Source organism: Mesorhizobium sp. M0830 (assembly GCF_040319965.1).
Taxonomy (GTDB): domain Bacteria; phylum Pseudomonadota; class Alphaproteobacteria; order Rhizobiales; family Rhizobiaceae; genus Mesorhizobium.
Genome location: NZ_JAMYOR010000062.1, coordinates 1 through 23,980 on the forward strand (window position 1 = coordinate 1; position 23,980 = coordinate 23,980).

At 61.3% G+C, this 23,980-nt stretch carries 27 protein-coding genes; 20 read left to right on the forward strand and 7 right to left on the reverse strand.

All coding sequences use genetic code 11. The features are described 5' to 3' along the window. The first annotated feature begins 159 nt into the window (after window positions 1-159). Window positions 160-627 (forward strand): DUF1203 domain-containing protein, encoded by a 468-nt coding sequence (locus NKI20_RS27335; RefSeq protein ID WP_352836265.1) that lies wholly within the window; start codon window positions 160-162, stop codon window positions 625-627. Window positions 628-850: 223 nt separating this feature from the next. Here the strand turns inward: NKI20_RS27335 and ald are convergent, their stop codons facing one another. Further along, window positions 851-1,966 (reverse strand): alanine dehydrogenase, encoded by a 1,116-nt coding sequence (ald, locus tag NKI20_RS27340; protein WP_352836267.1) that lies wholly within the window; start codon window positions 1,964-1,966, stop codon window positions 851-853. 157 nt (window positions 1,967-2,123) lie between these two features. On the opposite strand from ald, the gene NKI20_RS27345 reads away from it, so the two are divergent. Next, the gene (locus tag NKI20_RS27345; RefSeq protein ID WP_013531467.1) at window positions 2,124-2,597 is read left to right on the forward strand and encodes an Lrp/AsnC family transcriptional regulator; all 474 of its coding nucleotides are present in this window, start codon (window positions 2,124-2,126) and stop codon (window positions 2,595-2,597) included. A 140-nt stretch (window positions 2,598-2,737) separates the two neighbouring features. Here the strand turns inward: NKI20_RS27345 and NKI20_RS27350 are convergent, their stop codons facing one another. Then, window positions 2,738-3,400: a 5-formyltetrahydrofolate cyclo-ligase gene (locus tag NKI20_RS27350; RefSeq protein WP_352836270.1), complete on the reverse strand. Its 663-nt coding sequence runs from the start codon at window positions 3,398-3,400 to the stop codon at window positions 2,738-2,740. 166 nt (window positions 3,401-3,566) lie between these two features. On the opposite strand from NKI20_RS27350, the gene NKI20_RS27355 reads away from it, so the two are divergent. Together NKI20_RS27355 and NKI20_RS27360 are read left to right on the forward strand one after the other, a co-directional pair. Next, complete coding sequence (locus NKI20_RS27355) at window positions 3,567-4,832, forward strand: NAD(P)/FAD-dependent oxidoreductase (protein WP_352836273.1); 1,266 nt, start codon at window positions 3,567-3,569, stop codon at window positions 4,830-4,832. Window positions 4,833-5,042: 210 nt separating this feature from the next. Next, window positions 5,043-7,022, forward strand: a complete 1,980-nt coding sequence (locus NKI20_RS27360; RefSeq protein WP_352836276.1) for a bifunctional 2',3'-cyclic-nucleotide 2'-phosphodiesterase/3'-nucleotidase — start codon at window positions 5,043-5,045, stop codon at window positions 7,020-7,022. A 47-nt stretch (window positions 7,023-7,069) separates the two neighbouring features. Here the strand turns inward: NKI20_RS27360 and NKI20_RS27365 are convergent, their stop codons facing one another. Further along, on the reverse strand, window positions 7,070-8,326 hold the full coding sequence (locus tag NKI20_RS27365) for a class I SAM-dependent methyltransferase (RefSeq protein ID WP_352836279.1): 1,257 nt from the start codon (window positions 8,324-8,326) through the stop codon (window positions 7,070-7,072). 60 nt (window positions 8,327-8,386) lie between these two features. Continuing rightward, the gene (locus NKI20_RS27370) at window positions 8,387-8,635 is read right to left on the reverse strand and encodes a DUF1365 family protein (protein WP_352836282.1); all 249 of its coding nucleotides are present in this window, start codon (window positions 8,633-8,635) and stop codon (window positions 8,387-8,389) included. 42 nt (window positions 8,636-8,677) lie between these two features. On the opposite strand from NKI20_RS27370, the gene NKI20_RS27375 reads away from it, so the two are divergent. The 6 genes from NKI20_RS27375 to NKI20_RS27400 all read left to right on the forward strand — a co-directional run bounded on the left by NKI20_RS27375 (window position 8,678) and on the right by NKI20_RS27400 (window position 11,757). Then, window positions 8,678-8,812, forward strand: coding sequence for a hypothetical protein (locus NKI20_RS27375; protein WP_023757936.1), 135 nt, complete (start codon window positions 8,678-8,680; stop codon window positions 8,810-8,812). Between the two features lie 99 nt (window positions 8,813-8,911). Further along, complete coding sequence (locus NKI20_RS27380; protein ID WP_352836285.1) at window positions 8,912-9,202, forward strand: Dabb family protein; 291 nt, start codon at window positions 8,912-8,914, stop codon at window positions 9,200-9,202. Between the two features lie 73 nt (window positions 9,203-9,275). Beyond that, a complete protein-coding gene (locus NKI20_RS27385) occupies window positions 9,276-10,166 on the forward strand; it encodes a VOC family protein (RefSeq protein ID WP_352836288.1) in 891 nt (296 codons plus the stop codon). Further along, window positions 10,163-11,008, forward strand: coding sequence for a 3-deoxy-8-phosphooctulonate synthase (gene kdsA / locus NKI20_RS27390; protein ID WP_352730766.1), 846 nt, complete (start codon window positions 10,163-10,165; stop codon window positions 11,006-11,008). Before NKI20_RS27385 ends, kdsA begins: the two co-directional genes overlap by 4 nt. A 95-nt stretch (window positions 11,009-11,103) precedes the next feature. After that, window positions 11,104-11,307 carry a dodecin family protein gene (locus tag NKI20_RS27395; protein ID WP_352486701.1) on the forward strand — a complete coding sequence of 68 codons (204 nt, stop codon included), beginning with the start codon at window positions 11,104-11,106 and terminating at the stop codon, window positions 11,305-11,307. An 84-nt stretch (window positions 11,308-11,391) separates the two neighbouring features. Beyond that, window positions 11,392-11,757: a PRC-barrel domain-containing protein gene (locus tag NKI20_RS27400; RefSeq protein ID WP_352836292.1), complete on the forward strand. Its 366-nt coding sequence runs from the start codon at window positions 11,392-11,394 to the stop codon at window positions 11,755-11,757. A 54-nt stretch (window positions 11,758-11,811) separates the two neighbouring features. On the opposite strand, the gene NKI20_RS27405 is transcribed toward NKI20_RS27400, so the two are convergent. Continuing rightward, on the reverse strand, window positions 11,812-12,150 hold the full coding sequence (locus tag NKI20_RS27405) for a hypothetical protein (RefSeq protein ID WP_352735289.1): 339 nt from the start codon (window positions 12,148-12,150) through the stop codon (window positions 11,812-11,814). On the opposite strand from NKI20_RS27405, the gene eno reads away from it, so the two are divergent. The 10 genes from eno (at window position 12,131) to NKI20_RS27455 (ending at window position 22,186) form a co-directional block, all read left to right on the forward strand. Then, window positions 12,131-13,405: a phosphopyruvate hydratase gene (gene eno, locus NKI20_RS27410; RefSeq protein WP_023757929.1), complete on the forward strand. Its 1,275-nt coding sequence runs from the start codon at window positions 12,131-12,133 to the stop codon at window positions 13,403-13,405. The two genes, NKI20_RS27405 and eno, sit on opposite strands and share 20 nt — an antisense overlap. Before the next feature lie 163 nt (window positions 13,406-13,568). Continuing rightward, the gene (locus tag NKI20_RS27415; protein ID WP_023757928.1) at window positions 13,569-13,892 is read left to right on the forward strand and encodes an FtsB family cell division protein; all 324 of its coding nucleotides are present in this window, start codon (window positions 13,569-13,571) and stop codon (window positions 13,890-13,892) included. A gap of 192 nt (window positions 13,893-14,084) precedes the next feature. Beyond that, window positions 14,085-15,122, forward strand: a complete 1,038-nt coding sequence (gene pdhA, locus NKI20_RS27420; RefSeq protein WP_352836297.1) for a pyruvate dehydrogenase (acetyl-transferring) E1 component subunit alpha — start codon at window positions 14,085-14,087, stop codon at window positions 15,120-15,122. A 15-nt stretch (window positions 15,123-15,137) separates the two neighbouring features. Further along, a complete protein-coding gene (locus NKI20_RS27425; protein ID WP_352836300.1) occupies window positions 15,138-16,538 on the forward strand; it encodes a pyruvate dehydrogenase complex E1 component subunit beta in 1,401 nt (466 codons plus the stop codon). An 18-nt stretch (window positions 16,539-16,556) separates the two neighbouring features. After that, window positions 16,557-17,927 carry a pyruvate dehydrogenase complex dihydrolipoamide acetyltransferase gene (locus NKI20_RS27430; protein ID WP_352836303.1) on the forward strand — a complete coding sequence of 457 codons (1,371 nt, stop codon included), beginning with the start codon at window positions 16,557-16,559 and terminating at the stop codon, window positions 17,925-17,927. A 108-nt stretch (window positions 17,928-18,035) separates the two neighbouring features. After that, window positions 18,036-18,671, forward strand: coding sequence for an SGNH/GDSL hydrolase family protein (locus tag NKI20_RS27435; protein ID WP_023757925.1), 636 nt, complete (start codon window positions 18,036-18,038; stop codon window positions 18,669-18,671). A gap of 15 nt (window positions 18,672-18,686) precedes the next feature. After that, window positions 18,687-20,150 (forward strand): dihydrolipoyl dehydrogenase, encoded by a 1,464-nt coding sequence (lpdA, locus tag NKI20_RS27440; RefSeq protein ID WP_352608809.1) that lies wholly within the window; start codon window positions 18,687-18,689, stop codon window positions 20,148-20,150. Window positions 20,151-20,249: 99 nt separating this feature from the next. Beyond that, on the forward strand, window positions 20,250-20,507 hold the full coding sequence (locus NKI20_RS27445; RefSeq protein WP_023757923.1) for a GlsB/YeaQ/YmgE family stress response membrane protein: 258 nt from the start codon (window positions 20,250-20,252) through the stop codon (window positions 20,505-20,507). Between the two features lie 138 nt (window positions 20,508-20,645). Further along, complete coding sequence (gene lipA, locus NKI20_RS27450) at window positions 20,646-21,611, forward strand: lipoyl synthase (protein WP_352836306.1); 966 nt, start codon at window positions 20,646-20,648, stop codon at window positions 21,609-21,611. A 113-nt stretch (window positions 21,612-21,724) separates the two neighbouring features. Next, a complete protein-coding gene (locus NKI20_RS27455; protein ID WP_023757921.1) occupies window positions 21,725-22,186 on the forward strand; it encodes a type II toxin-antitoxin system RatA family toxin in 462 nt (153 codons plus the stop codon). Here the strand turns inward: NKI20_RS27455 and NKI20_RS27460 are convergent. Then, window positions 22,162-22,671: a CinA family protein gene (locus NKI20_RS27460; RefSeq protein ID WP_352836310.1), complete on the reverse strand. Its 510-nt coding sequence runs from the start codon at window positions 22,669-22,671 to the stop codon at window positions 22,162-22,164. The two genes, NKI20_RS27455 and NKI20_RS27460, sit on opposite strands and share 25 nt — an antisense overlap. Continuing rightward, window positions 22,668-23,897, reverse strand: coding sequence for a bifunctional 2-C-methyl-D-erythritol 4-phosphate cytidylyltransferase/2-C-methyl-D-erythritol 2,4-cyclodiphosphate synthase (locus NKI20_RS27465; RefSeq protein ID WP_352836313.1), 1,230 nt, complete (start codon window positions 23,895-23,897; stop codon window positions 22,668-22,670). The genes NKI20_RS27460 and NKI20_RS27465 overlap by 4 nt, the downstream gene beginning before the upstream one ends. Between the last annotated feature and the right edge of the window lie 83 nt (window positions 23,898-23,980).

Below are 23,980 nucleotides of genomic sequence, written 5' to 3' on the forward strand. Positions count from 1 at the left end.
GAGAAGACGGACAAACCCCGTTTTACGGGGCATGCACATGCGGCATTTCGATTCACTCAAAACTTTCCCCGGACAGCCCTGCGCACCTTGGCAGGAATCGGGTGGCAAGCGCGGAGTTGGCGGCATAATTTCCGGTCAACGACACCGGAGAGTTTCACCATGACCATCCAGTTCAAAGCCTTGCCGACCGACCATGTCAGGGGCCTGCAGCGCGGCGGTCCCGATGCTTACGGCAACACGCCCGAGCGAAAGATCTCCGACGGCGACGGCGTGCCTTGCCGGCACTGTCTGAAGAACATCGATGCTGGAGACGCTTACCTCGTCCTGGCGTACCGGCCATTCGCGGAGCTTCAGCCCTATGCCGAAACCGGGCCGATCTTCCTGCATGCCGAAGAATGCGAGCGCGCGGCCGGGAGCCAGGTGCTTCCCGCGATTCTCGAAAGTCCCGACTACATCGTGCGCGGCTATGGCAGGGATAATCGCATCGTCTACGGCAGCGGCGGTGTCATCCCGACCGAAGCAATTGCCGCACGCGCAGAGACGCTATTCGAGCGCGACGATATCGCCTACGTCCATGTCCGCTCGGCGCGCAACAATTGCTACCAGTGCCGCATAGAGCGCGCGTGAGGCTGGGATTCACAACGGGAGATGCTGTCGTACTCCCGTCGTATAATCGCGCTAGAAAGTGATCGTCGATCGATCGGCCGACCGCGGATGAACCGGCGGCAAATCTCGACATCGAGGAAGCGGGGCTTTGGCTCCGCTTTTTTGTTGCCTGCTTCGGTCGCAAAGAAAAACCCGCCAGTGTGAACCGGCGGGCGAGACTGGAGGAAGGTGTCTATTTGTGAAATCAGGCAGCCAGAACGGCTTTCGGCTCGACCAGTTCGTAGCCGAGAGCCTCGGCGACAGCGCGGTTGGTGATCTTGCCCTTGTGGACATTGAGGCCGTTGCGCAAATGGTGATCGTCGACCAGCGCCTTCAGGCCCTTGTCGGCAAGCTGCAGGCCATAGTGCAGCGTCGCGTTGTTGAGCGCATGAGCCGAGGTGACCGGCACCGCGCCGGGCATGTTGGCGACGCAATAGTGGATGACGCCGTCAACCACATAGGTCGGCTCGGCATGGGTGGTGGCGTGCGAGGTCTCGAAGCAGCCGCCCTGATCGATGGCGACGTCGACCAACACCGACCCCTTCTTAATGCCTGACAGCATTTCGCGCGAAACCAGCTTCGGCGCCGCGGCGCCGGGGATCAGCACGGCGCCGACGACGATATCGGCTGAAAAGCATTCTTCTTCGAGCGCTTCGACGGTCGAGTAACGGGTGTGGACGCGGCCGGCGAAGAGGTCGTCAAGCTGACGCAGGCGCGGGATCGAGCGGTCGATGATGGTGACATCGGCGCCAAGCCCCGCCGCCATCCTGGCAGCGTGCAGGCCGACGACGCCGCCGCCGAGCACGGCAACCTTGCCGGGCAGCACGCCGGGCACGCCGCCCAGCAGCACGCCGCGGCCGCCATTGGCCTTCTGTAGCGCCGTGGCGCCGGCCTGGATCGACAGGCGTCCGGCAACTTCAGACATCGGCGCCAGCAGCGGCAGGCCGCCGCGATCGTCGGTTACGGTCTCGTAGGCGATTGCTGTCACGCCGGAAGCGAGCAGGCCCTTGGTCTGCTCCGGATCCGGAGCAAGATGAAGATAGGTGTACAGGATCTGGCCTTCGCGAAGCTGGGCCCATTCGGTGGGCTGCGGCTCCTTGACCTTGACGATCATGTCCGACTTGGCAAACACGTCGGCAGCCGTCTTGGCAATCGTGGCACCGGCGGCGCGGTAGGCGTTGTCATCGGCGCCGATGCCGGCTCCGGCGCCGGTCTCGACCAGCACTTCGTGACCATGGGCGACATACTCGCGGACCGAGCCGGGTGTGAGGCCGACGCGGTATTCGTGGTTCTTGATTTCCTTGGGGCAGCCGACGCGCATTTTTCTTCTCCTGATCCGGCCCTTTTGGGCTCGTTCCCTGCATTGCTGGAGTGAACCACGAATCGGTGCGCAGGTGTTTGCGAATGCGCTTGCGTCAGCGGGCGTGTTTCGATAATTGTTGCGCAAAACAGCCAAATTTTCGCAGGATTCACGAAAAATGCCGCTCGACAGGATTGATATCGCCATTCTCGAGGCATTGCAGAAGGATGGCCGGATACCCAATGCTGCGCTCGCCGAGAAGGTTGGCCTGTCGCAGTCGGCTTGTTCGCGCCGGCTCGACAACCTGGAGAAATCCGGCACCATCCGCGGCTACCATGCCCGGCTTTCCAACGCAGCGCTTGGCCACCAGATGACGGCGATCGTGCACATATCCTTGTCTGGACAATTCGAGAAGACGCTGTCGGATTTCGAGGCGGCGATCAAGCGCTGTCCGAACGTGCTGTCCTGCCATCTGATGTCTGGCGAATACGACTATATTCTCAGGATCGCGGCAAAGGATCTCGTCGACTATGAGCGCATCCACAAGGAATGGCTGTCGGCGATGCCGCACGTAACCAAGATCAACTCGTCATTTGCGCTACGCGAAATCGTCGACCGGACGGCGATGGGCATGAAGCCGGAAATGGCCTGAGCTGTGTCGATATTCAGGTGATGCCGGCCTGCAAACGGCAGATTCCTGTGCTTCCGGTACTCACCGACTCAAACGTCCGCTCCGTTCCGGTTCTCGGAACCCGCCATTCTCGACTCGGCCTGACCTGAATCTCAACACAGCTAACCGATCTTGAATGCCTCGATCACGATCCGATCCATCGGGATATCGTGCGGCTGCGGGTAGATGGTGGCGATGCGCTGCAACTCGTAGCCGACGCCGATGACCAGCGGCTTGAACGGCATCGCGGCCAGCGTGCGGTCGAAGAAGCCGCCGCCGTAGCCCAGGCGGTAGTTTTGGGGATCGATGCCGACGATCGGCGAGATGACGATGTCCGGCAGCACCGGATCGCCCTCGGCTGGGATCGGGATGTTCCAGACGCCTTTCTCCAGCCGGTCGCCCGGCTTGTAGGCGCGAAAGATCAGGGGATGCGCTTTCTCGACAACGATGGGCAGGGCGGTGCGGCCGCCGCGCGCATTGATGGACGTCATCCATGGCCGTAAATCCGGCTCGCCGCGAAACGGCCAGTAGAGACTGACCATGCGGCCGGCGATCTCGCCGATGATCGCGTCAAGACCTTTGGCGATGCGCTGCGACATTGCCGTTCGCGCGTCGGCCGAAACGGCAAGGCGGGCCGCGATCAGGCGTTCGCGTTCGGTCTTGCGCCAGCGTCTCACATCAGTCCAGTCGTTCAGAGGCACACGGAATTCCGGATCGAGTTCATGCATGAAACAGGGCGGCGAAGAATACAGCGTCGGAGCGTCGTCGTCTTGATCATCGGCCATGCCTCACCTCGTGGTGCTTTTTGAAGAACGCTATACCGGGCCACGATCTTCGACATGTGCATTCACGACATTCGAAGGCGACTCCCAGGCAATCGTCAAAGGACGGAGCGTTGTTGCGGTGCACAAAAATACCTACATCGGGTTGGATGCATTGGGGTGAATTGAGATGAATCAAGCCAGCCATCATGTCGTCGTCGTTGGCGCGGGTTTCGGCGGTCTCGAATTCACACGTGCGCTTGGCGGTGCACCGGTGCGCATCACCATGATCGACAAACGCAACCATCACCTCTTCCAACCGCTGCTGTACCAAGTGGCGACCACGGCGCTGGCGACGTCCGAGATTGCCTGGCCGGTCCGCCACCTGCTGCACAGGCGCAAGGACGTGACGACGTTGTTAGCCAATGTCGTCGGCGTCGATCGCGCCGGCAAACGCGTGCTGCTCGAAGATGGCAGCGCGATCGCCTACGATACGCTGCTGCTCGCCACCGGTGCCCGCCATGCCTATTTCGGCCATGACGAATGGGAATCTTTCGCGCCTGGCCTGAAGACACTGGAGGACGCCACCACTGTTCGACGGCGCATTCTTCTGGCTTTCGAGCAGGCCGAGCGGGAGGCCGATCCCGCCAAACGCCAGGCTCTGCTGACCATAGCGATCGTCGGTGGCGGGCCGACCGGCGTTGAGCTTGCCGGCACCATCGTCGAACTGGCGCATGACACGCTGCACGGCGAGTTCCGCAACATCGACACACGGCAGACGCGCGTGGTGCTGATCGAGGCCGGCGACCGGATTCTGGCCAATTTCGCACCAAAGCTTTCCGACTATGCATCGAAGGCGCTCGAGCGGCTCGGCGTGACGGTCGAACTCGGTCGGGCTGTTACGCGTTGCGACGCCGAGGGCGTCGTTTTCGGCGACAAACGTCTGGCTGCGAAGACAATCCTGTGGGCTGCAGGTGTTGCCGCTTCACCGGCCGCCGAATGGCTCGGCGCGGCGGCGGACCGGGCGGGCAGGGTGCTGGTCGAGCCTGACTTGAGCGTGCCTGGCAGTCCGGAGATTTTCGTCATCGGCGATGCCGCGCATGTCCTGCGGCCGGACGGGCGGCCCGTTCCCGGCGTGGCGCCCGCCGCCAAACAGCAGGGTCGGCATGTTGCCGCCACGCTGAAGGCAGGGCTTGCCGGCGACATCAGCCCGCGGCCGTTCCGCTACCGGCATGACGGCGATCTCGCCACGATCGGCAAGCGTGCCGCCGTGATCGACTTCGGCTGGATCAAGCTGACCGGCTGGGCGGCTTGGTGGCTGTGGGGGATCGCGCACATCTATTTCCTGATCGGCTTTCGCAACCGGCTTGCGGTTTCGTTGAGCTGGCTATGGATCTACGCGACGGGCCAGCGCAGCGCGCGACTGATCACGCAAGGCGACGACGACAAGAGCTGATTTCTTCACCCGGACCATTCATCCGCTCGTCATCTGTTGCTGATCGACTGATGTTCGATCCGCGCGACTTCTTGAATGGACTCGCATGAGTTTCAGGGCGAAGTTCGCTTCGGGGCAAGGCAGGCATGATCCCGAAAAGAGGGGACCGGTTTCGGAGAAAAGATCATGCTGCAACAAACGGACTCTCGTCCCGTCGTCGAAGGAAAAAACATGTCGCAACTGCTCCATCCCGTCTCCCGCCGTGATCTGCTTGTGGGTGCCGCCGCCACAGGCGCGTTGATCGTGCTGCATCCGTTCTCGGCTCGCGCTCAAGGCAATCAGGCGCATCTGCGGATCATGGAGACCACCGATATCCATGTGAACGTGCTGCCTTACGACTACTACGCCGACAAGGCGAACGATACGCTGGGCCTGTCGCGTACGGCTTCCCTGATCGATGCGGTGCGCAAGCAAGCCAGCAATTCGATGCTGATCGACAATGGCGACCTGCTGCAGGGCAATCCGATGGGCGACTACATCGCCTATGAGAAGGGGCTGAAGGACGGCGACCTGCATCCCATCATGAAAGGCATGAACCTGCTCGGCTACGAGTGCTCGACGCTGGGCAATCACGAGTTCAACTACGGCCTGTCGTTCTTGGACAAAGTGCTGGCCGGCGCCAACTTCCCATTCGTCTGCGCCAATTTGATCCGCGGCACCGAGCTTGCCGCGAACCCGCGCGACGACAAGCTCTATCTGAAGCCCTATGTCATCCTCGACAAGAAGATCAAGGACGGCTCAGGTGCCGAACAGCCGATCAGGATCGGCATCATCGGCTTCGTGCCGCCGCAGATCATGGTGTGGGATCTCAAGAACCTGGAGGGCAGCGTCAAGACGCGCGACATCGTCGAGGCGGCCAAGGCCTGGGTGCCGCAGATGAAGGAGGAGGGCGCCGACATCGTCATTGCGCTCTCGCATTCCGGCATCGACGTGAAGAAGGGCGACATGATGGAGAACGCCTCGTTCTTCGTCGCCGGTGTCGACGGCATCGATGCGGTGTTCACCGGTCACCAGCATCTGGTGTTCCCGGGCAAGAAGGACTTCCAGTCGCTTGAGGGCGTCGACACGCAGAAAGGCACGCTGCAGGGCAAGCCCGCCGTCATGGGCGGCTTCTGGGGTTCGCATATGGGACTGATCGACCTGATGCTGGAGCGCGACGGGTCGAAATGGAAGGTCGTTTCAGCCACCGCGGAGGCGCGGCCGATCTTCGAACGCGTCGACAACAAGAACAAGCCGACCGTTCCGGACGACAACCGCATCATCGCGGCACTCGAACAGGACCACCAGGCGACGCTGGCCTATGTGCGTCGTCCGGTCGGCAAGACCTCCGCCCCGCTCTATTCCTATTTCGCGCTGGTCGCCGACGATCCGTCGGTGCAGGTCGTCAGCCAGGCGCAGACCTGGTATCTCAGGGATATTCTCAAGAACACGCAATGGAAGGACGTGCCTTTGCTGTCGGCCGCAGCTCCCTTCAAGGCCGGCGGACGCAACGGCGCCGACTACTATACCGACGTGCCTGCAGGCGACATCGCCATCAAGAACGTTGCCGACCTCTATCTCTATCCCAACACCGTGCGCGCGGTCGAAATCACCGGGGCTGAGGTCAAGGAATGGCTGGAAATGTCGGCCGGCATCTTCAACCGGATCGAGCCAGGGAGAGCCGACCAAGCCCTCATCAACACCGACTTCCCGTCCTACAATTTCGACGTCATCGATGGCGTCACCTACAGGATAGACCTGTCGCAGCCGCCGAAATATGATGCCAAGGGCGGGCTGGCGAATGCTGGCGCCAATCGTATCGTCGACTTGATGTTCGACAGAAAACCAATTGATCCAAAACAGAAATTCGTCGTCGCGACCAACAATTATCGTGCCGGCGGCGGTGGCAATTTCCCTGACATCGATGCTTCGAAGATCATCTACGAAGCGCCGGACACCAATCGCGACGTCATCGTTCGTTACATCGTCAGCGAGGGCACGATCAACCCGTCTGCGGACGATAACTGGTCGTTCGTGCCGCTACCTGGAACCAGCGTGGTGTTCGAAACCGGCGCCAAGGCAAAGGAATTCATTGCGCAGGTGAAGTCGGTGAGGATCGAACCGGCGGGTGAGGGCGAGGCAGGATACGCGAAATACCGCATCCTGCTCTGACCACTGCTGTTCGAAGCTCGATTCCATGCCGTCACGTCGGCGTCGACCTACGCCTTGTAGACCACCTGGCGCACGTCGATGTAGCTGGCGCGGAATCCGGCCTCGCAATAATGCAAGTAGAACTCCCAGAGCTTCTTGAAACGGTCGTCGAAGCCGAGCGGGACGATCTTCTCCCATGAGGCCCAGAACCGGAGGCGCCATTCGGCGAGCGTGCGCGCGTAGTCGTCCGGAAAGATACGCTCGCGCAGATGGGCAAGACCGTGATCTTTGCCAAGTGACTTCAGGATCGATGGGGTCGGCAGCATGCCACCTGGGAACACGTAGCGCTGGATGAAATCCGGCCTGGCGCGATAGGTGCCGTAAGAAGCTTCGTTGATGGTGATGATCTGCAGCCCGGCCGTACCGCCGGGCTTCAGACATGCCTTCAACTTGCCGAAGAACACTGGCCAGTATTTTTCGCCGACGGCCTCGAACATCTCGATCGAGGCAATGCGGTCATAGGTGCCGGTTTCGTCGCGATAGTCCTGCAGCTTGATGTCGACCTTATTGGCAAGCCCGGCCTTGGCGATGCGCGCCGTGGCGAAGTCGTGCTGCTCGCGGCTGATCGTCAGCCCGGTCACCCGACAACCGATCTCGCGCGCCGCGAATTCGGCGAAGCCACCCCAACCGCAGCCGATTTCCAGCACGTGGTCCTTCGGGCCTATCCCGATATCCTTTGCCAGCGCGCGATATTTGGCGGCCTGGCCGCTTTCCAGGTCATTGGCACCGGTCGTGTAGAGCGCCGAGGAATAGGTCATGCTTGAATCGAGCCATTCCTTGTAGAAGGCGTTGCCAAGGTCGTAATGCGCCGAGATGTTGCGCGCCGAGCCGGTGCGTGTGTTCTGGTTGAACCAGTGGCGAATGCGCTGGACGGTGTTGATCAGCCAGTTGGCGCCACCCGCGATACGCTCGCCGATGGCCGAATTGATCACGAACAGCTCCAGGAAACTGGTCACATCGGGGCTATCCCAATCACCGTCCATGTAGGATTCGGCCACGCCGATCGTGCCGCCGGAAAAGGCGCGGCCGGGCAGTCGCCAATTCTTGAGCACCAGTTCGGCGTCCGGGCCGGGTCCCTTGCCGCCGACGAGGACGGCGCGACCGTCGGGCATTCTGACCTTCAGCGAACCGCGCGGCAGGTTCATCGCCGTCGACAGCACCATGCGCGCCTTGGCCGGTAAACCCTTGACGATCTCGGCGAAATTGAATTCGTCGAGCCTGACCGCGTCGCTCAACGCAATGCCATGATGTTCTTTGTGTGCCATCTCACGCGTCCCTGACCTCCGTGGTATCGGCGCAAATTGCCGAGCACCGATTCTCGCGGTTCATTCGCCAGGTTCGAACGCTGTTGCCTGATCCCGGTAGCTGACCGGTGCCGCGATCGGCGGTTTCGAACGAAAGCGCGCGCCCTTTTTTCGCCTGAGCTTCAGCGCTTCCCAGTGAACCCCTGCGGCAATCTTCCACGTCATGAGGGAGAACTTCAAGAGGCAGGCTGCAAGCCGGGCTGTGCCAAGTGATTGGCGCTCGTCGGCGGTGTATCTGACTTTTTGCGCAGCAAAGGCCGAACGCGCCAAAAACACTATGGCTGCGGCATGACCTATGCGATAGATTTAGCCATGCGTTATGTAGCCGTCATTGCCGCCGTCGCGTTTTTCCTGATCTGGGATGGCATATACAATCAGGGCCGGTATCTCGACTCCACGGTGAGGGGTGCCACGCACGTCGTGCGGTCCGTCACCAGCAATATCTAGCGTCCATGCGAATCACCGGCAGCCGCGACATCCTTGTCGATTGACGCCACCGTCATGCCGTCACAAAAGACCTCCGGCATTTAGATCGAGGAGGCGGCGTTGATCCGGCATATCGTTTTCTTCAGCGCGCGGCACAAAGAGGATGTGGAGGCGGTGCGCGCGGGCCTGCTTGCGCTCGGCGACATTCCTCATTCCAGCCTCTTTGAAGTGACGCTGAACACCAAGGTGGATCCACTGTCGGACGAGGTCGATGTGGTCGTTTATGCGGAATTCGCCGATGCCGCCGCGCTGGCCGCCTACAAGGCGCACCCGCTCTATGCGCGGACCACCAGCAAGGTCAAACCAATGCGAGAACTTCGTTATTCGGCCGATGTTATCGCGGGGAGCTGATCGAGACTACGCTCCGGCCGCGATTGCGATCAAGCCTTGAACCGCCTTGCAGAATGATGCACATCGCGCCTGCATGACCCGAAACACAGCCGCCGGCACCCATCCGCTCGATCACCTGGTGCTGCCCACGCAGAACCTCGATGTGGCGCGTGCCCGGCTTACCGCGCTCGGCTTCGTTGTTGCTCCGACCGGGATACATCCCTTCGGGACCGAAAACTGTTGTGTGTTCCTTGCCGACGGCACCTATCTCGAACCACTCGCAATCGGCGATGGACAAGTGGCGACGACAGCCATTGCCGATGGCAATGTGTTCGTCGCGCGCGACCGGCTCTATCGCAACAACCATGGCGTCGAAGGATTTTCCGCCGTGGTCTTTGGGACCGGCAACGCGGATGAAGACCATACGCGCTACCTCGCGGCCGGCATCTCGGCGGGAGACATGCTGAGCTTTTCGCGCGCCTTCGCTGATTCGGCGGGGAAAAGCGACATCGCATCGTTCAAGCTCGCCTTTGCGGCGAGAACCAAGGCCACGGACGCCTTCCTGTTTGCCTGCGAGCGGGTCAACGCGCCGAAGGTGGACCGCGCGGCTTTGCAGGCGCACGCCAACGGCGCCACTGGAATTGTCGAGATCGTGGCGGTCAGCGATCAACCTGCAGAACAGCATGGATTGATTTCGGTGGCGGTGAACGATCCGACCGCCGATGGCCAGGGCGGCACATTTCACTTGCCGAATGCAGGTTTGAGCGTGCTCGACCCAGCATCTTTCACCGCGCGTTACGGCCTGCCTGCCGGCCCGCCGACGAACCTTCGCTTCGCCGCGGTCGTCTTTTCGGTCCGGAGCGCCGATGTGACATCGAGGCTGCTTGCAGCCAATTCCATCCAACACGATATAGCCGGCAATGATATCGTCGTGCAGCCTGCACCCGGACAGGGCGCGGCCTTCATCTTCCGGGAGATCCCATGAGCAAACCCCTGGCGCCCAATTCGTCGGTAACCGTCGGCAATGTCGTCTTCGACAACAAGGCGGCTCTGTCGCTGATCGCGGGCCCTTGCCAGTTTGAATCGCGCCAGCATGCCTTCGACATGGCCGGCGCGCTGAAGGAACTGACCGGCAAGCTCGGCATAGGCCTCGTCTACAAGACCAGCTACGACAAGGCCAACCGCACCTCGCTGTCGGCGACGAGGGGTGCCGGCATGGATGCAGCCCTTCCCGTCTTCGACGAACTGCGCAAGGAATTTTCGCTTCCCGTGCTGACCGATGTCCACACAGAGGAGCAGTGCGCCATCGTCGCGCCGCATGTCGACGTCCTGCAGATTCCGGCTTTCCTGTCACGCCAGACCGACATGCTGGTCGCCGCCGCCAGGACCGGCAAGGTCATCAACGTGAAGAAGGGACAGTTCCTAGCCCCTTGGGACATGAAGAACGTCGTCGCCAAGATCACCGGTTCCGGCAACGCCAATGTGCTGACCACCGAGCGCGGCGCCTCCTTCGGCTACAATACGCTGGTGTCCGACATGCGCGCTTTGCCAGTCATGGCCGAGATCGGCGCGCCGGTGATCTTCGACGCCACGCATTCGGTACAGCAGCCGGGCGGGCAGGGTGGTTCCTCGGGCGGCGAGCGCCGCTTTGTCGAGACTCTGGCCCGTGCCGCCGTCGCTGTCGGCGTCGCCGGCGTGTTCATCGAAACCCACCAGGATCCTGATAATTCGACCTCTTCCGACGGCCCGAACATGCTGCCGCTGAAGGACATGCCTGCCCTGCTCGAACGGCTGATGGCATTCGATCGGATCGCCAAGGGTCACTAAGCCAGACGCATCCTCTCCGACTGCCTGCGCTTGTGGAAGGCATGGGCCGGCTGTACGCTTTGCCTGGCAAATGAGCGCTTTGGCAGGAGGAAGCCATGTCCGTCGCCCGCGTCACCGAAATCACGTCGTCGTCGAAGAAGAGCTTTCAAGATGCCATCGAACAGGGGATTGCGCGAGCATCGAAAACCCTGAAGAACGTCGAAGGTGCTTGGATCCAGGATCAGAAGATCGTCGTCCAGGACGGCAAGATCGCCGCCTATCGCGTTAATATGAAGGTCACTTTCATCCTCGCGGAGTGACCGGCGGCCGCCGAAAAAGTCGGGAACCTTCGGCCGCAGCCCTCATTGTCCAAGCAGAGTTCAACGACAATGAGGAGCAAGACCATGACAACCCAGACTGGCCACACCGAAGCTATCGCGGCTTCGCGAGTCATCGGCACGTCGGTCTACAACACCGAAGGCAAAAGCATCGGCACCATCCAGGACGTCATGCTCGACAAGATGTCGAACGGCATCATGTTCGCGGTGATCGGTTTTGGCGGCTTCCTCGGCATCGGCGAGAAGTATCACGCGATACCGTGGGCGAGCCTCGACTATGACGAGGACAAGGGCGGCTATGTCGTACCGTTCTCCAAGGAGCAGTTGAAGGCCGCACCTGCCTATTCGATCAATGAACTGGCCGGCGCGGATGGCGAGATCGCTCGCGACGCATCCTACGACTACTACAAGGTCACGCCCTACTGGCATTGACGGCTCAAACAAAATGGCCCCGTCTCGACGGGGCCATTTTGTTTGATGCGGCAGCTATTTGCTGATCTGCAAGGGGGCCATCGCCTTGGGCGGCGACTGCTGGTTGTCGCACGACGTCAGGAACGCAGCCGCGATCAGGAACAGACACACGATACCACTCAACTGAGACATGGCGAAACTCCTCCTGTTTCGCCCCGCGCATCCGCACCATAGCCGGAAGCGGCCCTGCCGCACATGACTTATGATGACAGCGATTTGCGCTTCGTGAATCGTGGTGCATGTCGCCCAAAAATTGCGCGCCGGCCGATTGCCTTTTGCAGCACTTTGGCTAAGACGGGCGCGACGCTTCTTCAGATCAATCGAGGACATCGCAATGACCGCCATCGTCGACATTGTCGGGCGTGAAATCCTGGACAGCCGTGGAAATCCGACCGTCGAGGTCGATGTCATTCTCGAAGACGGCTCGATGGGCCGCGCGGCGGTGCCATCGGGCGCTTCGACCGGCGCTCACGAGGCCGTCGAACTGCGTGACGGCGGCGCCCGCTATCTCGGCAAGGGCGTGCTCAAGGCCGTTGAAGCGGTGAACGGCGAGCTGTTCGAGGCAATCGGCGGCATGGAAGCCGAAAACCAGATCCATATCGACCAGACCATGATCGAGCTTGACGGCACGCCCAACAAGAGCCGCCTCGGCGCCAATGCCATTCTCGGCGTGTCGCTGGCGGTGGCCAAGGCAGCGGCCGAAGCCGCTGGCCTGCCGCTCTACCGCTATGTCGGCGGCACCAAGGCGCATGTCCTGCCGGTGCCGATGATGAACATCATCAATGGTGGCGCCCATGCCGACAATCCGATCGACTTTCAGGAATTCATGATCCTGCCGATCGGCGCGCCGACGCTGCGCGAAGGTGTTCGCTGGGGATCGGAGATATTCCACACGCTGCGCAAGAAGCTGAAGGACGCCGGTCACAACACCAATGTCGGCGACGAGGGCGGCTTTGCCCCGAACCTGAAGAGTGCGCCAGTGGCGCTCGATTTCATCATGGAATCGATCGAGCAGGCCGGCTTCAAGCCAGGCGAAGAGATTGCGCTCGGTCTCGATTGCGCCGCGACCGAGTTCTTCAAGGACAGCAATTATGTCTATGAAGGCGAGAAGAAGACGCGCGATCCCAAGGCCCAGGCCAAATACCTGGCCAAGCTCGCCGCCGACTATCCGATCATCTCGATCGAGGATGGCCTGGCCGAGGACGACTGGGAAGGCTGGAAGTACCTCACCGACCTGATCGGCAAGAAGACCCAGTTGGTCGGCGACGATTTGTTCGTCACCAACACCGCACGGCTGCGCGACGGCATCCGCATGGGTGTTGCCAATTCGATCCTGGTCAAGGTCAATCAGATCGGCTCGCTGACGGAAACGCTCGACGCCGTCGAGACCGCGCACAAGGCCGGCTACACCGCCGTCATGTCGCACCGTTCGGGCGAAACCGAGGATTCGACGATCGCCGATCTCGCCGTTGCCACCAATTGCGGACAGATCAAGACCGGCTCGCTGTCGCGCTCGGACCGCATGGCCAAATACAACCAGCTGATCCGCATCGAGGAACAGCTTGGCAAGCAGGCAAGCTATGCCGGCAAGTCGGTAGTCAAGGGCTGATCCCGAACACTTGGAATCCCTGGATATTGGATGAAAGGGCGGGGCATTCCTGCCCTTTTTCATTTCGGCGGGCGCTAAGCCCGTCATCCGTAACCGTCCGTTAAGCACAATCGGGCGAAAAGATCCTGAGCCGCCTGAGTTCGCGGCTGCGAGGATTCGAGCGATGTGGACGCGTCAGCATAAGCAGAGAAACACCGGCCGGCTGATCATCCCCTCGCTCTGCGCGGCGTTCCTGGCCTATTTCGGCTTTCATGCCTATCATGGCGAATTCGGCATCAACTCGAAATACCAGCTGGAAGCCCAAACGGTTGCGCTGCAAAGCCAGCTCGATGCGATCAAAGCGCGTCGGATGGAACTCGAGCGGCGTGTTCGGCTCATGCATGAAGGCACGCTTGAGAAGGACATGCTCGACGAGCAGGCTCGCAAGGCGCTCAATTTGTCCCAGGCTGATGAAATCACCATCATGTTGCCGGCCTCAGGGAAATAACCTATATTTAGTTAATCGCCAATATTTTCAATGATTTTAATCGCTTAGGTGCATGCCAGCTATGCAATTTCGGCATGGCGCAACGCTCTGACGCGTGTTAGCCTCCCGCAAATCGGTGGGGAGGAGCTGATCTCCCCGGGCAGATTTCATCTGCTCAAATGTCCACAAAGAGACGCCAACAGGGAGTGATGCATGGCTACCGCCGCCAGAAAAGCGCCTGCCAAATCCAAATCCGACGGTAAATCGGGGCTTTCAGCTCCCAAGCCTGCCGAATTCAGCAAAGACGAAGAGCTTGCCGCCTACCGGCACATGCTGCTCATCCGTCGTTTCGAGGAAAAGGCCGGCCAGCTTTACGGCATGGGTTTCATTGGCGGCTTCTGCCACCTCTACATCGGCCAGGAAGCAGTCGTGACCGGCATGAAGATGGCGCTTATCGACGGCGATCAGATGATCACCGCCTATCGCGACCATGGCCACATGCTGGCCATGGAACTGTCGCCACGCGGCGTCATGGCAGAGCTGACCGGACGTCGCGGCGGCCTGTCACGGGGCAAGGGCGGCTCCATGCATATGTTCTCCAAGGAAAAGCATTTTTACGGTGGCCACGGCATCGTCGGCGCGCAGGTGTCGCTCGGCACCGGGCTTGCTTTCGCCAACCGCTACCGCGACAACAACAATGTCTCGCTGACCTATTTCGGCGACGGTGCGGCCAATCAGGGCCAGGTCTATGAAAGCTTCAACATGGCCTCGCTGTGGAAGCTGCCGGTGATCTACATCATCGAGAACAACCGCTACGCCATGGGCACCTCGGTTTCGCGCTCCTCGGCGGAAACCAATTTTTCGCATCGCGGCGCCTCCTTCAAGATTCCCGGCATCCAGGTCGACGGCATGGATGTGCGCGCCGTGAAGGCCGCGGGCGATCAGGCGACGGAATGGTGTCGCGCCGGCAACGGGCCGATCATTCTCGAAATGCAGACCTACCGCTATCGCGGTCACTCGATGTCCGACCCGGCGAAATACCGCTCCAAGGAAGAAGTGCAGAAGATGCGCTCGGACCATGACCCAATCGAGCAGGTCAAGGCGCGGTTGACTGAGAAGAAGTGGGCGACCGAGGATGAGCTGAAGGCCATCGACAAGGAGGTTCGCGACGTCGTTGCGGATGCCGCCGAATTTGCCCAGCACGACGCGGAGCCGGATCCGTCCGAGCTCTGGACCGACATCGTATTGTAACGGGAGGGCAAGGACATGCCGATCGAAATTCTCATGCCCGCTCTCTCGCCGACCATGGAAGAGGGCAATCTTTCCAAGTGGTTGAAGAACGAGGGCGACAAGGTCGTCGCCGGCGACGTCATCGCCGAGATCGAGACCGACAAGGCGACGATGGAAGTCGAAGCCGTTGACGAAGGCACGCTGGGCAGGATCCTGATTGCCGCCGGCACCGAAGGCGTCAAGGTCAACACGCCGATCGCAGTGCTGCTGCAGGATGGCGAAAGCGCCGGAGATATCGGCAAGTCCGCGGCTCCCACCAAGGCGGAAGCGCCTGGTAAAGCCGATGCTCCAGTCGCCAAGGACAAGGCGGAGGCCGCAAAGCCCGCCGCAGCACCGGTCGCTGCCGCTCCGAAGACCGAGATCGCCGCCGATCCGGATATTCCGGCCGGCACGGAAATGGTCTCCACCACAGTGCGCGAGGCACTGCGCGATGCGATGGCCGAGGAAATGCGCCGCGACGCCGATGTCTTCGTCATGGGCGAGGAAGTCGCCGAGTACCAAGGCGCCTACAAGATCACGCAAGGCCTGCTGCAGGAGTTCGGGCCGCGGCGCGTCGTCGATACGCCGATCACCGAGCACGGCTTTGCCGGTGTCGGCGTGGGTGCTGCGATGGCCGGCCTGAAGCCGATCGTGGAGTTCATGACCTTCAACTTCGCCATGCAGGCGATCGACCAGATCATCAACTCCGCCGCCAAGACGCTCTATATGTCGGGCGGCCAGATGGGCGCGCCGATCGTGTTCCGTGGACCGAACGGCGCTGCTGCCAGGGTCGCTGCCCAGCACTCGCAGTGCTACGCCGCTTGGTACAGCCACATTCCAGGCCTGAAAGTGGTGATGCCCTACACCGCCGCCGACGCCAAGGGCTTGCTCAAGGCGGCGATCCGCGATCCCAATCCGATTATCTTCCTCGAGAACGAAATCCTCTACGGTCAGTCCTTCGACGTCCCGAAGCTGGATGATTTCGTGTTGCCGATCGGCAAGGCGCGCATCCACAAGACTGGCAAGGACGTCACTATAGTCTCCTTCGGCATCGGCATGACCTATGCGTTGAAGGCAGAGGCCGAACTGCGCGGCCTGGGCGTCGACGTCGAGATCATCGATCTCAGGACCATCCGGCCGCTCGACCTCGACACTATCATCGCCTCGGTCAAGAAGACCAACCGGTTGGTCGTGGTGGAGGAAGGCTACCCGCAGAGTTCGGTCGGGGATCATATCGCCAACCAGGTGTCGCAGCGCGCCTTCGACTTCCTCGACGCTCCGGTGATCACCGTTGCCGGCAAAGATGTGCCGATGCCCTATGCGGCCAACCTCGAAAAGCTGGCTTTGCCCAATATCGGCGAGGTCATCGAGGCGGTCAAAGCCGTCACGTATCGCTGAATCGGGCGGGAGGACAAAATGCCAATCAACATCACCATGCCGGCCCTGTCGCCCACGATGGAAGAGGGCAATCTCTCCAAATGGCTCGTCAAGGAAGGCGACAAGGTTTCGCCGGGCGATGTCATAGCCGAGATCGAGACCGACAAGGCGACGATGGAAGTCGAGGCCGTCGATGAAGGCACCGTTGCAAAGCTCGTCGTTCCCGCCGGCACCGAAGGCGTGAAAGTCAATGCGCTGATTGCCGTCCTCGCCGCCGAAGGCGAGGACGCAGCGGCTGCTGCGAAGAACGGTGGAGCTGCCGAACCAGCGAAAGCGGAGGCGCCGAAAGCAGAGGCTCCCAAGGCTGAAGCACCGAAGGCCGAGACACCAAAGGCCGAGCCTGCTGCAACCGCCCCCAAGGCAGAGTCGGCTCCGGTTGCCAACGGCCATGCAACTGGCGAGCGTACCTTCGCCTCGCCGCTCGCACGCCGCATCGCCAGGGATGCCGGCGTCGACGTGTCTGCCGTGACGGGCACCGGCCCCCATGGCCGCGTGGTCAAGGCCGATGTCGACGCGGCGATTGCCGGTGGCGGTGCCAAGGCGCCTGCCGCCAAGGCCGCGCCCGCCGGCGCGCCGGCTGCTGCCCCTGCGGTGAAAGCGATGTCGGACGATCAGGTGCTGAAGCTGTTCGAGCAGGGCTCCTATGAACTGATCCCGCATGACAACATGCGCAAGACCATCGCTCGGCGACTGGTCGAGGCCAAGACCACCATCCCGCATTTCTACCTGACGCTGGACTGCGAACTCGATGCGCTCTTGGCGCTGCGTACGCAGATCAATGCGGCGGCGCCGGTGAAGAAGACCGACAAGGGCGACGCCCCTGCCTACAAGCTGTCGGTCAACGACATGGTCATCAAGGCGATGGCGATGGCGCTGAAGGCGGTGCCGGATGCCAATGCGTCGTGGACGGAAAGCGCCATGGTCAAGCACAAGCATGCCGATGTCGGCGTCGCGGTGTCGATCCCCGGTGGGCTGATCACGCCGATCATCCGCAAGGCGGACGAGAAGACCCTGTCCACCATTTCCAACGAGATGAAGGATCTGGCCAGCCGCGCCCGCAGCCGCAAGCTGAAGCCGGAAGAGTACCAGGGCGGCACCACGGCGGTGTCCAATCTCGGCATGTTCGGCATCAAGGACTTTGCCGCCGTCATCAACCCGCCGCACGCAACCATCCTGGCGGTCGGCGCCGGCGAGGAGCGGGCAGTGGTCAAGAACGGCGAGATCAAGATCGCCACCGTGATGTCGGTGACGCTATCGACCGACCATCGCGCCGTCGACGGTGCACTGGGTGCCGAATTGCTGGTTGCCTTCAAACGGCTGATCGAGAACCCGATGGGCATGCTGGTCTAGGAAGGGAGAGGGCGGTGCGGATAGTCTTCACCGGCCTTTTCGCCTTCATGATTGGCAGTTCATGCGCTGGGGGTTGAGACGCGGTCTGATTAACGCACAGGTGAGCGCATGAAGACGGTTCTTTGCTACGGCGACTCGCTGACCTGGGGCTACAACGCCGAAGGTGGCCGCCACCCGCTTGAAGACCGCTGGCCAAGCGTGCTGCAGGCGGGGCTCGGCGATGCCGCCGAAGTCGTTGCCGAAGGCCTCAATGGCCGCACCACGGCTTTCGACGATCATCTGGCCGGTGCCGATCGCAACGGCGCCAGGCTGCTGCCAACGGTCCTGACAACGCATGCGCCGATTGATCTCATCGTCTTCATGCTCGGCGCCAACGACATGAAGCCATGGATCCATGGCAACCCGGTAGCGGCCAAGCAAGGCATCCAGCGGCTGATCGACATCGTGCGCGGCCACGACTATCCATTCGACTGGTCGGCGCCGCAGATCCTGATCGTTTCGCCGCCTGTGGTCAGCCGCACCGACAATGCCGAATTCAAGGAAATGTTTGCCGGCGGTGACGACGCTTCGACCCGGCTGGCGCCGCTCTACGCTGCCCTTGCCGATGAGGCTGGTTGCGGCTTCTTCGACGCTGGCACCGTGGCGCAAACCACCCCGCTCGACGGCGTCCACCTCGATGCAGAAAACACGCGGAACATCGGCAAGGCACTGACGCCGCTCGTGCGCGTCATGCTGGAACTGTGAATCAAGGAGAAAACCGTGGCTGAGAACTATGACGTCATCATCATCGGCTCCGGCCCCGGCGGCTATGTCACGGCGGTCCGTTCCGCCCAGCTCGGTTTCAAGACGGCGATCATCGAGCGCGAGCATCTCGGCGGCATCTGCCTCAATTGGGGCTGCATACCGACCAAGGCGCTGCTGCGCTCGGCCGAGATCATGCATTATTCGGATCATTTCAAGGACTATGGTCTGAAACTTGACGGCAAGGTCAGCGTCGACACGTCGGCCGTGGTCGACCGATCGAGAAAAGTCTCGCTGCGGCTCAATGGCGGCGTTGCCTTCCTGATGAAGAAGAACAAGGTCGACGTCATCTGGGGCGAGGCCAAGCTGTCCAAGGCTCCTTCCGGCGATAAATTGGGTGAGATCGTCGTATCCAAGACGGCCAAGAAGCCGATGGAGCCGCAGCCGCCGGTGCCGAAGGGCGTCAAGGCTGAGGGCACCTATGGCGCCAAGCACATCATCCTGGCCACCGGCGCCCGGCCACGTGCGCTGCCCGGCATCGAGCCCGACGGCAAGCTGATCTGGACCTATTTTGAGGCCATGGTGCCGAAGGAGATGCCGAAGTCGCTGCTGGTCATGGGCTCCGGCGCCATCGGCATTGAATTCGCCTCGTTCTACCGCACCATGGGTGCCGATGTGACAGTCGTCGAACTGTTGCCTGCAGTGATGCCGGTCGAGGACGCCGAAGTCTCGAAATTCGCGCAAAAGCAGTTCGAGAAGCAAGGCATGAAGATCATCCTAGAAGCCAAGGTGACCAAGGTCGAGAAGGGTGCCAACTCGGTCACCGCGCATGTCGAGATGAAGGACGGCAAGGTCGAGAAGATCACCGCCGACCGCATGATCTCGGCGGTCGGAGTGCAGGGCAACATCGAGAATCTCGGCCTTGAGGCGCTCGGCGTAAAGACCGAGCGCGGCTGCATCGTCATCGATGGTTACGGCAACACCAATGTGCCCGGCATCTACGCCATCGGCGATGTCGCTGGCCCGCCGATGCTTGCTCACAAGGCCGAGCACGAGGGCGTGGTGTGCGTTGAAAAGATAGCCAATTTCCCTGGCGTGCATGCCACCGACAAGCTCAAGATTCCAGGCTGCACCTATTGCAATCCGCAGGTCGCCTCCGTCGGCCTGACGGAAGCGAAGGCCAAGGCAGAGGGCAAGGACATCCGGGTTGGGCGCTTTCAGTTCGCCGCCAATGGCAAGGCCATCGCGCTCGGCGAGGACCAGGGCTTCATCAAGACCATCTTCGACAAGAAGACCGGTCAGTTGCTTGGTGCGCATATGGTCGGCGCCGAAGTGACCGAGCTGATCCAGGGCTTTGTCGTGGCGATGAACCTCGAAACGACCGAAGAAGAGTTGATGCACACCATCTTCCCCCACCCGACGCTGTCGGAAATGATGAAGGAAAGCGTGCTCGACGCCTATGGTCGCGTGCTGAACGCATGATAGATTGGCTGCACGAGACTCAATCGCTAAAGCTGCGGGATCTCGACGGCAAAGCAGTTCGTTTCCGGATGCATTTTCACTCGTGCAAGGAGAGGACATATGGACGTGAATGGCGTGGGCTGGATCGCAGCCATCATCATCGGCGGACTGGCGGGTTGGTTTGCCGAGATGGTCATGAAGAGCAACACCGGCATCTTCATGAACATTATTTTGGGTATCGTCGGCGCGATCGTACTGAACGCCATTCTGCAGGCACTCAATCTCGGTCCGTTCGGCGTCGGCTGGACTGCCTACCTGATCACCGGCTTTATCGGTGCCTGCCTGCTGATCTGGGCAGGGCGCCTGGTGCGCCGTTAACACCGCTGAATATCTGCTATGCGAAAAAGGCTGTTGCGGCATGCACCGCCGCGGCCTTTTTCTTTGCGTTGAAAAGTCTTAGATGACGTCATGACTGCGAATGCCTGACAGGCAATCGCGAACGAACCAGGTTTCCCGATGGTCACTGTCCTCGATACGATTGCCAATGCTCCGCGGTTGCGGCATCCGGAAAAGGCGCACAAGCCAGACCAGGACGTGTTGCGCAAGCCGGACTGGATCCGCGTCAAGGCGCCGATGTCGAAGGGCTATTCCGAAACGCGCGAAATCGTGAAGTCGAACAAGCTGGTGACAGTCTGCGAAGAAGCCGGCTGCCCCAACATCGGCGAGTGCTGGGAGAAGAAGCACGCCACCTTCATGATCATGGGCGAGATTTGCACGCGCGCCTGTGCCTTCTGCAACGTCGCCACCGGAATTCCGACAGCACTCGATCCCGATGAGCCGGCTCGCGTCGCGCACGCCGTCAAGCAGATGGGGCTGACGCATGTCGTCATCACCTCAGTCGACCGTGACGATCTCGCCGATGGCGGTGCGCAGCATTTCGCTGACGTCATCCGCGCCATCAGGGCCGCGACGCCCTCGACGACGATCGAAATCCTGACGCCCGACTTCCTGCGCAAGGATGGCGCGCTGGAGATCGTCGTGGCGGCCAAGCCCGACGTCTTCAACCACAATCTCGAAACCGTGCCGTCGAACTACCTGACGGTTCGTCCGGGGGCCCGCTACTTCCATTCGATCAGGCTGTTGCAGCGGGTCAAGGAACTCGACCCGTCGATCTTCACCAAGTCCGGCATCATGGTGGGTCTCGGCGAGGAGCGGAACGAAATCCTGCAACTGATGGACGATCTGCGTTCGGCCAATGTCGACTTCATGACCATTGGCCAGTATCTGCAGCCGTCGAAGAAGCATCATCCGGTGATCCGCTTCGTCACGCCGGAGGAGTTCAAATCTTTCGAGACGATCGGCCGGACCAAGGGTTTCCTGCTGGTGGCGTCAAGCCCGCTGACGCGCTCGTCGCATCATGCCGGCGACGATTTCGCCCGGCTGCGCGCCGCACGGGAAGCGGCTCTCAGGAAATCGCTTTAGTGCATGTCGCCCAAAGTGACCTCGGTTTTGGGAGAACGACATGCATAAAAACAACGAATCCAAAGCGCGTCGCATGAATCTGCGTCGCCGTGACGGGCTTTGGAGCCGGTTTCGTGCCAAAGTTTGAAGCCACCCGCCGCGTATCCCATACACCGGACCAGATGTTCGCGCTGGTCGCCGATGTAGAATCCTATCCGCAATTCCTGCCGCTTTGCGAGGCGCTGACCGTTCGCTCGCGCAAGGAGCGTGACGGGCGCACGGTTCTCCTCGCCGACATGACCATCGGCTACAAGGCGATCCGCGAAACCTTCACGACGCAGGTGCTGTTGAAGCCCGACGAGAACACCATCGACGTGAAATACATCGATGGCCCGTTCAAATATCTGAGCAATGTCTGGCGTTTCGAGCCCGACGGCGGCGCCGGCTGCACGGTCCGCTTCTTCATCGACTACGAGTTCAAGAGCCGCATTCTGGGCGCCGTGATGGGAACCATGTTCGACCGTGCTTTCCGCATGTTCGCCGAGGCTTTCGAGAAGCGTGCCGACGTCATCTACGGTGCAGCACCCTCGGCCTGACTCTGGCCAAGCGCGCGCAGACCCAGTTCCAACGAGTGCCGGACCGTTTCGCGGCGGATGAAATCGCGACCTTTGTCGGCAAATATCTTGCGTTGGACGGTCACGGCCTGACCGCCCAGCCCGACACAGAACCAGACCAGGCCGACCGGTTTTTCCGTCGAACCGCCGCCGGGCCCGGCAATGCCGGTGACCGCCAGAGCAAGCCCGGCGCGCGAACGGGCGAGCGCGCCTTTCGCCATCTCAATCGCCGTCTCGCGCGAAACCGCGCCGTACGTCTCAAGCGTGGCGGCGGAGACGCCGAGCATGTCCATCTTGGCTTCGTTGGAATAGGTGATGAAGCCGCGCTCGACCACGGCCGAGGAGCCGGCGATGTCGGTCAACGCGGCGATGATCATGCCGCCGGTGCAGCTTTCCGCCGTTGCCAGCATGATGCCGCGCTTCAGGCAGGCTTGCAGCAAGGCATTTGCCAGCTCGCTGCTGCTCATTCCGGCACCTCGCCGGGAAACACCACGCTGGCGGTTGCGATCGCCGCTATGCCTTCCTCGCGCCCGACAAAGCCGAGCTTCTCGTTGGTTGTCGCCTTGATCGAGATGCGGTCCGGTGAAATTGCCAGCATCTGCGACAGGGCTGCGGTCATCGCGTCACGATGCGGGCCGACGCGCGGTGCCTCGCATATCAGCGTGATATCGGCATTGGCGATGCGTCCGCCGCGCTCGCGCACCAGCCTTGCCGCGTACTCGACGAATATCCGGGACGCAGCGCCTTTCCATTGCGGGTCGGTCGGCGGAAAATGCGTGCCGATGTCGCCGGCGCCGCAGGTCGCCAGCAGCGCATCGGTCAAGGCGTGCAGGCCGACATCGGCGTCGGAATGGCCGGACAGTTTCTTGTCGTGCGTAATGGCGACACCGCACAGAGTGACATGGTCGCCGGGTTCGAACGCATGCACGTCGTAACCATTGCCGGTACGGATGTCGGGAAAGCGCACGCGTTCGCCGGAGAGCCGCTGGTCCGCCATCGCAATATCCCTTGCCCAGGTGAGTTTGATATTATCAGGGGAGCCTGGAACGATGTTAACCGGAATATTCGCCCATTCGGCGATCGCGGAGTCGTCGGTGAAATCCATTTTTCGCAGATGATGGGCTTTCTCGTGCGCGGCAAGAATCGGCCAGAATGGAAAGCCCTGTGGCGTTTGCGCCGTGTGAAGTCCGCTGCGGGAAACGGTTTCGCCAACCAAGCCAGAGGCCGACTCACGCTTCAGCGTGTCGGCAACGGGCAGGGCAGGCAACGCCCCCTCGCGCTCGCCAATGGCAGCGATCGTGCGATCGATCAGGTCCGCGTCGACGAATGGACGGACGGCATCGTGGATCAGGACCCGCCCCGGCGCGTGGCTTCTCAGCGCAAGCAGTCCCAGCCGGACCGATGCCTGCCTTGTCGCCCCGCCCATGACGAGGATAACCCGTTCGGCGTTGGCACCCGCCGCCTCCCGGAACAGTTCGTGGTCGTCGGCATGGATGGCGACGACGACCTCGCTGGTTCGCGGGTGGGACAGAAAAATTTCCAGCGTGTGTGCGATGACGGCATAGCCGCCAATATGTTGATATTGCTTCGGCCCATTGGCCTGTCCGGCGCGCGCGCCGCGGCCGGCCGCAACGATCACCACGGCGACCTTGCCATCCTCACTTGAAACGCGATTTTCACTTGCGTCAGTCATGCCGACTGGTCCTAGCGCACGATCCCGAAAAGTGTAATCGGTTTTAGGAAAGATCGTGCGCTAAGTATGAAATTCCCAAGCGT

Bases quoted from the DNA above. Each gene is read 5' to 3' on its own strand.
- pdhA (WP_352836297.1), top strand. From the start codon at position 14,085: ATGGCTACCGCCGCCAGAAAAGCGCCTGCCAAATCCAAATCCGACGGT.
- NKI20_RS27460 (WP_352836310.1), bottom strand. From the start codon at position 22,671: ATGAGCAGCAGCGAGCTGGCAAATGCCTTGCTGCAAGCCTGCCTGAAG.
- NKI20_RS27375 (WP_023757936.1), top strand. From the start codon at position 8,678: ATGCGTTATGTAGCCGTCATTGCCGCCGTCGCGTTTTTCCTGATCTGG.
- NKI20_RS27435 (WP_023757925.1), top strand. From the start codon at position 18,036: ATGAAGACGGTTCTTTGCTACGGCGACTCGCTGACCTGGGGCTACAAC.
- NKI20_RS27365 (WP_352836279.1), bottom strand. From the start codon at position 8,326: ATGGCACACAAAGAACATCATGGCATTGCGTTGAGCGACGCGGTCAGG.
- NKI20_RS27445 (WP_023757923.1), top strand. From the start codon at position 20,250: ATGGACGTGAATGGCGTGGGCTGGATCGCAGCCATCATCATCGGCGGA.
- NKI20_RS27425 (WP_352836300.1), top strand. From the start codon at position 15,138: ATGCCGATCGAAATTCTCATGCCCGCTCTCTCGCCGACCATGGAAGAG.
- NKI20_RS27355 (WP_352836273.1), top strand. From the start codon at position 3,567: ATGAATCAAGCCAGCCATCATGTCGTCGTCGTTGGCGCGGGTTTCGGC.
- NKI20_RS27465 (WP_352836313.1), bottom strand. From the start codon at position 23,897: ATGACTGACGCAAGTGAAAATCGCGTTTCAAGTGAGGATGGCAAGGTC.
- eno (WP_023757929.1), top strand. From the start codon at position 12,131: ATGACCGCCATCGTCGACATTGTCGGGCGTGAAATCCTGGACAGCCGT.
- NKI20_RS27405 (WP_352735289.1), bottom strand. From the start codon at position 12,150: ATGTCGACGATGGCGGTCATTGCGATGTCCTCGATTGATCTGAAGAAG.
- NKI20_RS27345 (WP_013531467.1), top strand. From the start codon at position 2,124: ATGCCGCTCGACAGGATTGATATCGCCATTCTCGAGGCATTGCAGAAG.
- kdsA (WP_352730766.1), top strand. From the start codon at position 10,163: ATGAGCAAACCCCTGGCGCCCAATTCGTCGGTAACCGTCGGCAATGTC.
- NKI20_RS27350 (WP_352836270.1), bottom strand. From the start codon at position 3,400: ATGGCCGATGATCAAGACGACGACGCTCCGACGCTGTATTCTTCGCCG.
- NKI20_RS27335 (WP_352836265.1), top strand. From the start codon at position 160: ATGACCATCCAGTTCAAAGCCTTGCCGACCGACCATGTCAGGGGCCTG.
- NKI20_RS27385 (WP_352836288.1), top strand. From the start codon at position 9,276: ATGACCCGAAACACAGCCGCCGGCACCCATCCGCTCGATCACCTGGTG.
- NKI20_RS27400 (WP_352836292.1), top strand. From the start codon at position 11,392: ATGACAACCCAGACTGGCCACACCGAAGCTATCGCGGCTTCGCGAGTC.
- NKI20_RS27430 (WP_352836303.1), top strand. From the start codon at position 16,557: ATGCCAATCAACATCACCATGCCGGCCCTGTCGCCCACGATGGAAGAG.
- lipA (WP_352836306.1), top strand. From the start codon at position 20,646: ATGGTCACTGTCCTCGATACGATTGCCAATGCTCCGCGGTTGCGGCAT.
- NKI20_RS27395 (WP_352486701.1), top strand. From the start codon at position 11,104: ATGTCCGTCGCCCGCGTCACCGAAATCACGTCGTCGTCGAAGAAGAGC.
- NKI20_RS27360 (WP_352836276.1), top strand. From the start codon at position 5,043: ATGTCGCAACTGCTCCATCCCGTCTCCCGCCGTGATCTGCTTGTGGGT.
- ald (WP_352836267.1), bottom strand. From the start codon at position 1,966: ATGCGCGTCGGCTGCCCCAAGGAAATCAAGAACCACGAATACCGCGTC.
- NKI20_RS27415 (WP_023757928.1), top strand. From the start codon at position 13,569: ATGTGGACGCGTCAGCATAAGCAGAGAAACACCGGCCGGCTGATCATC.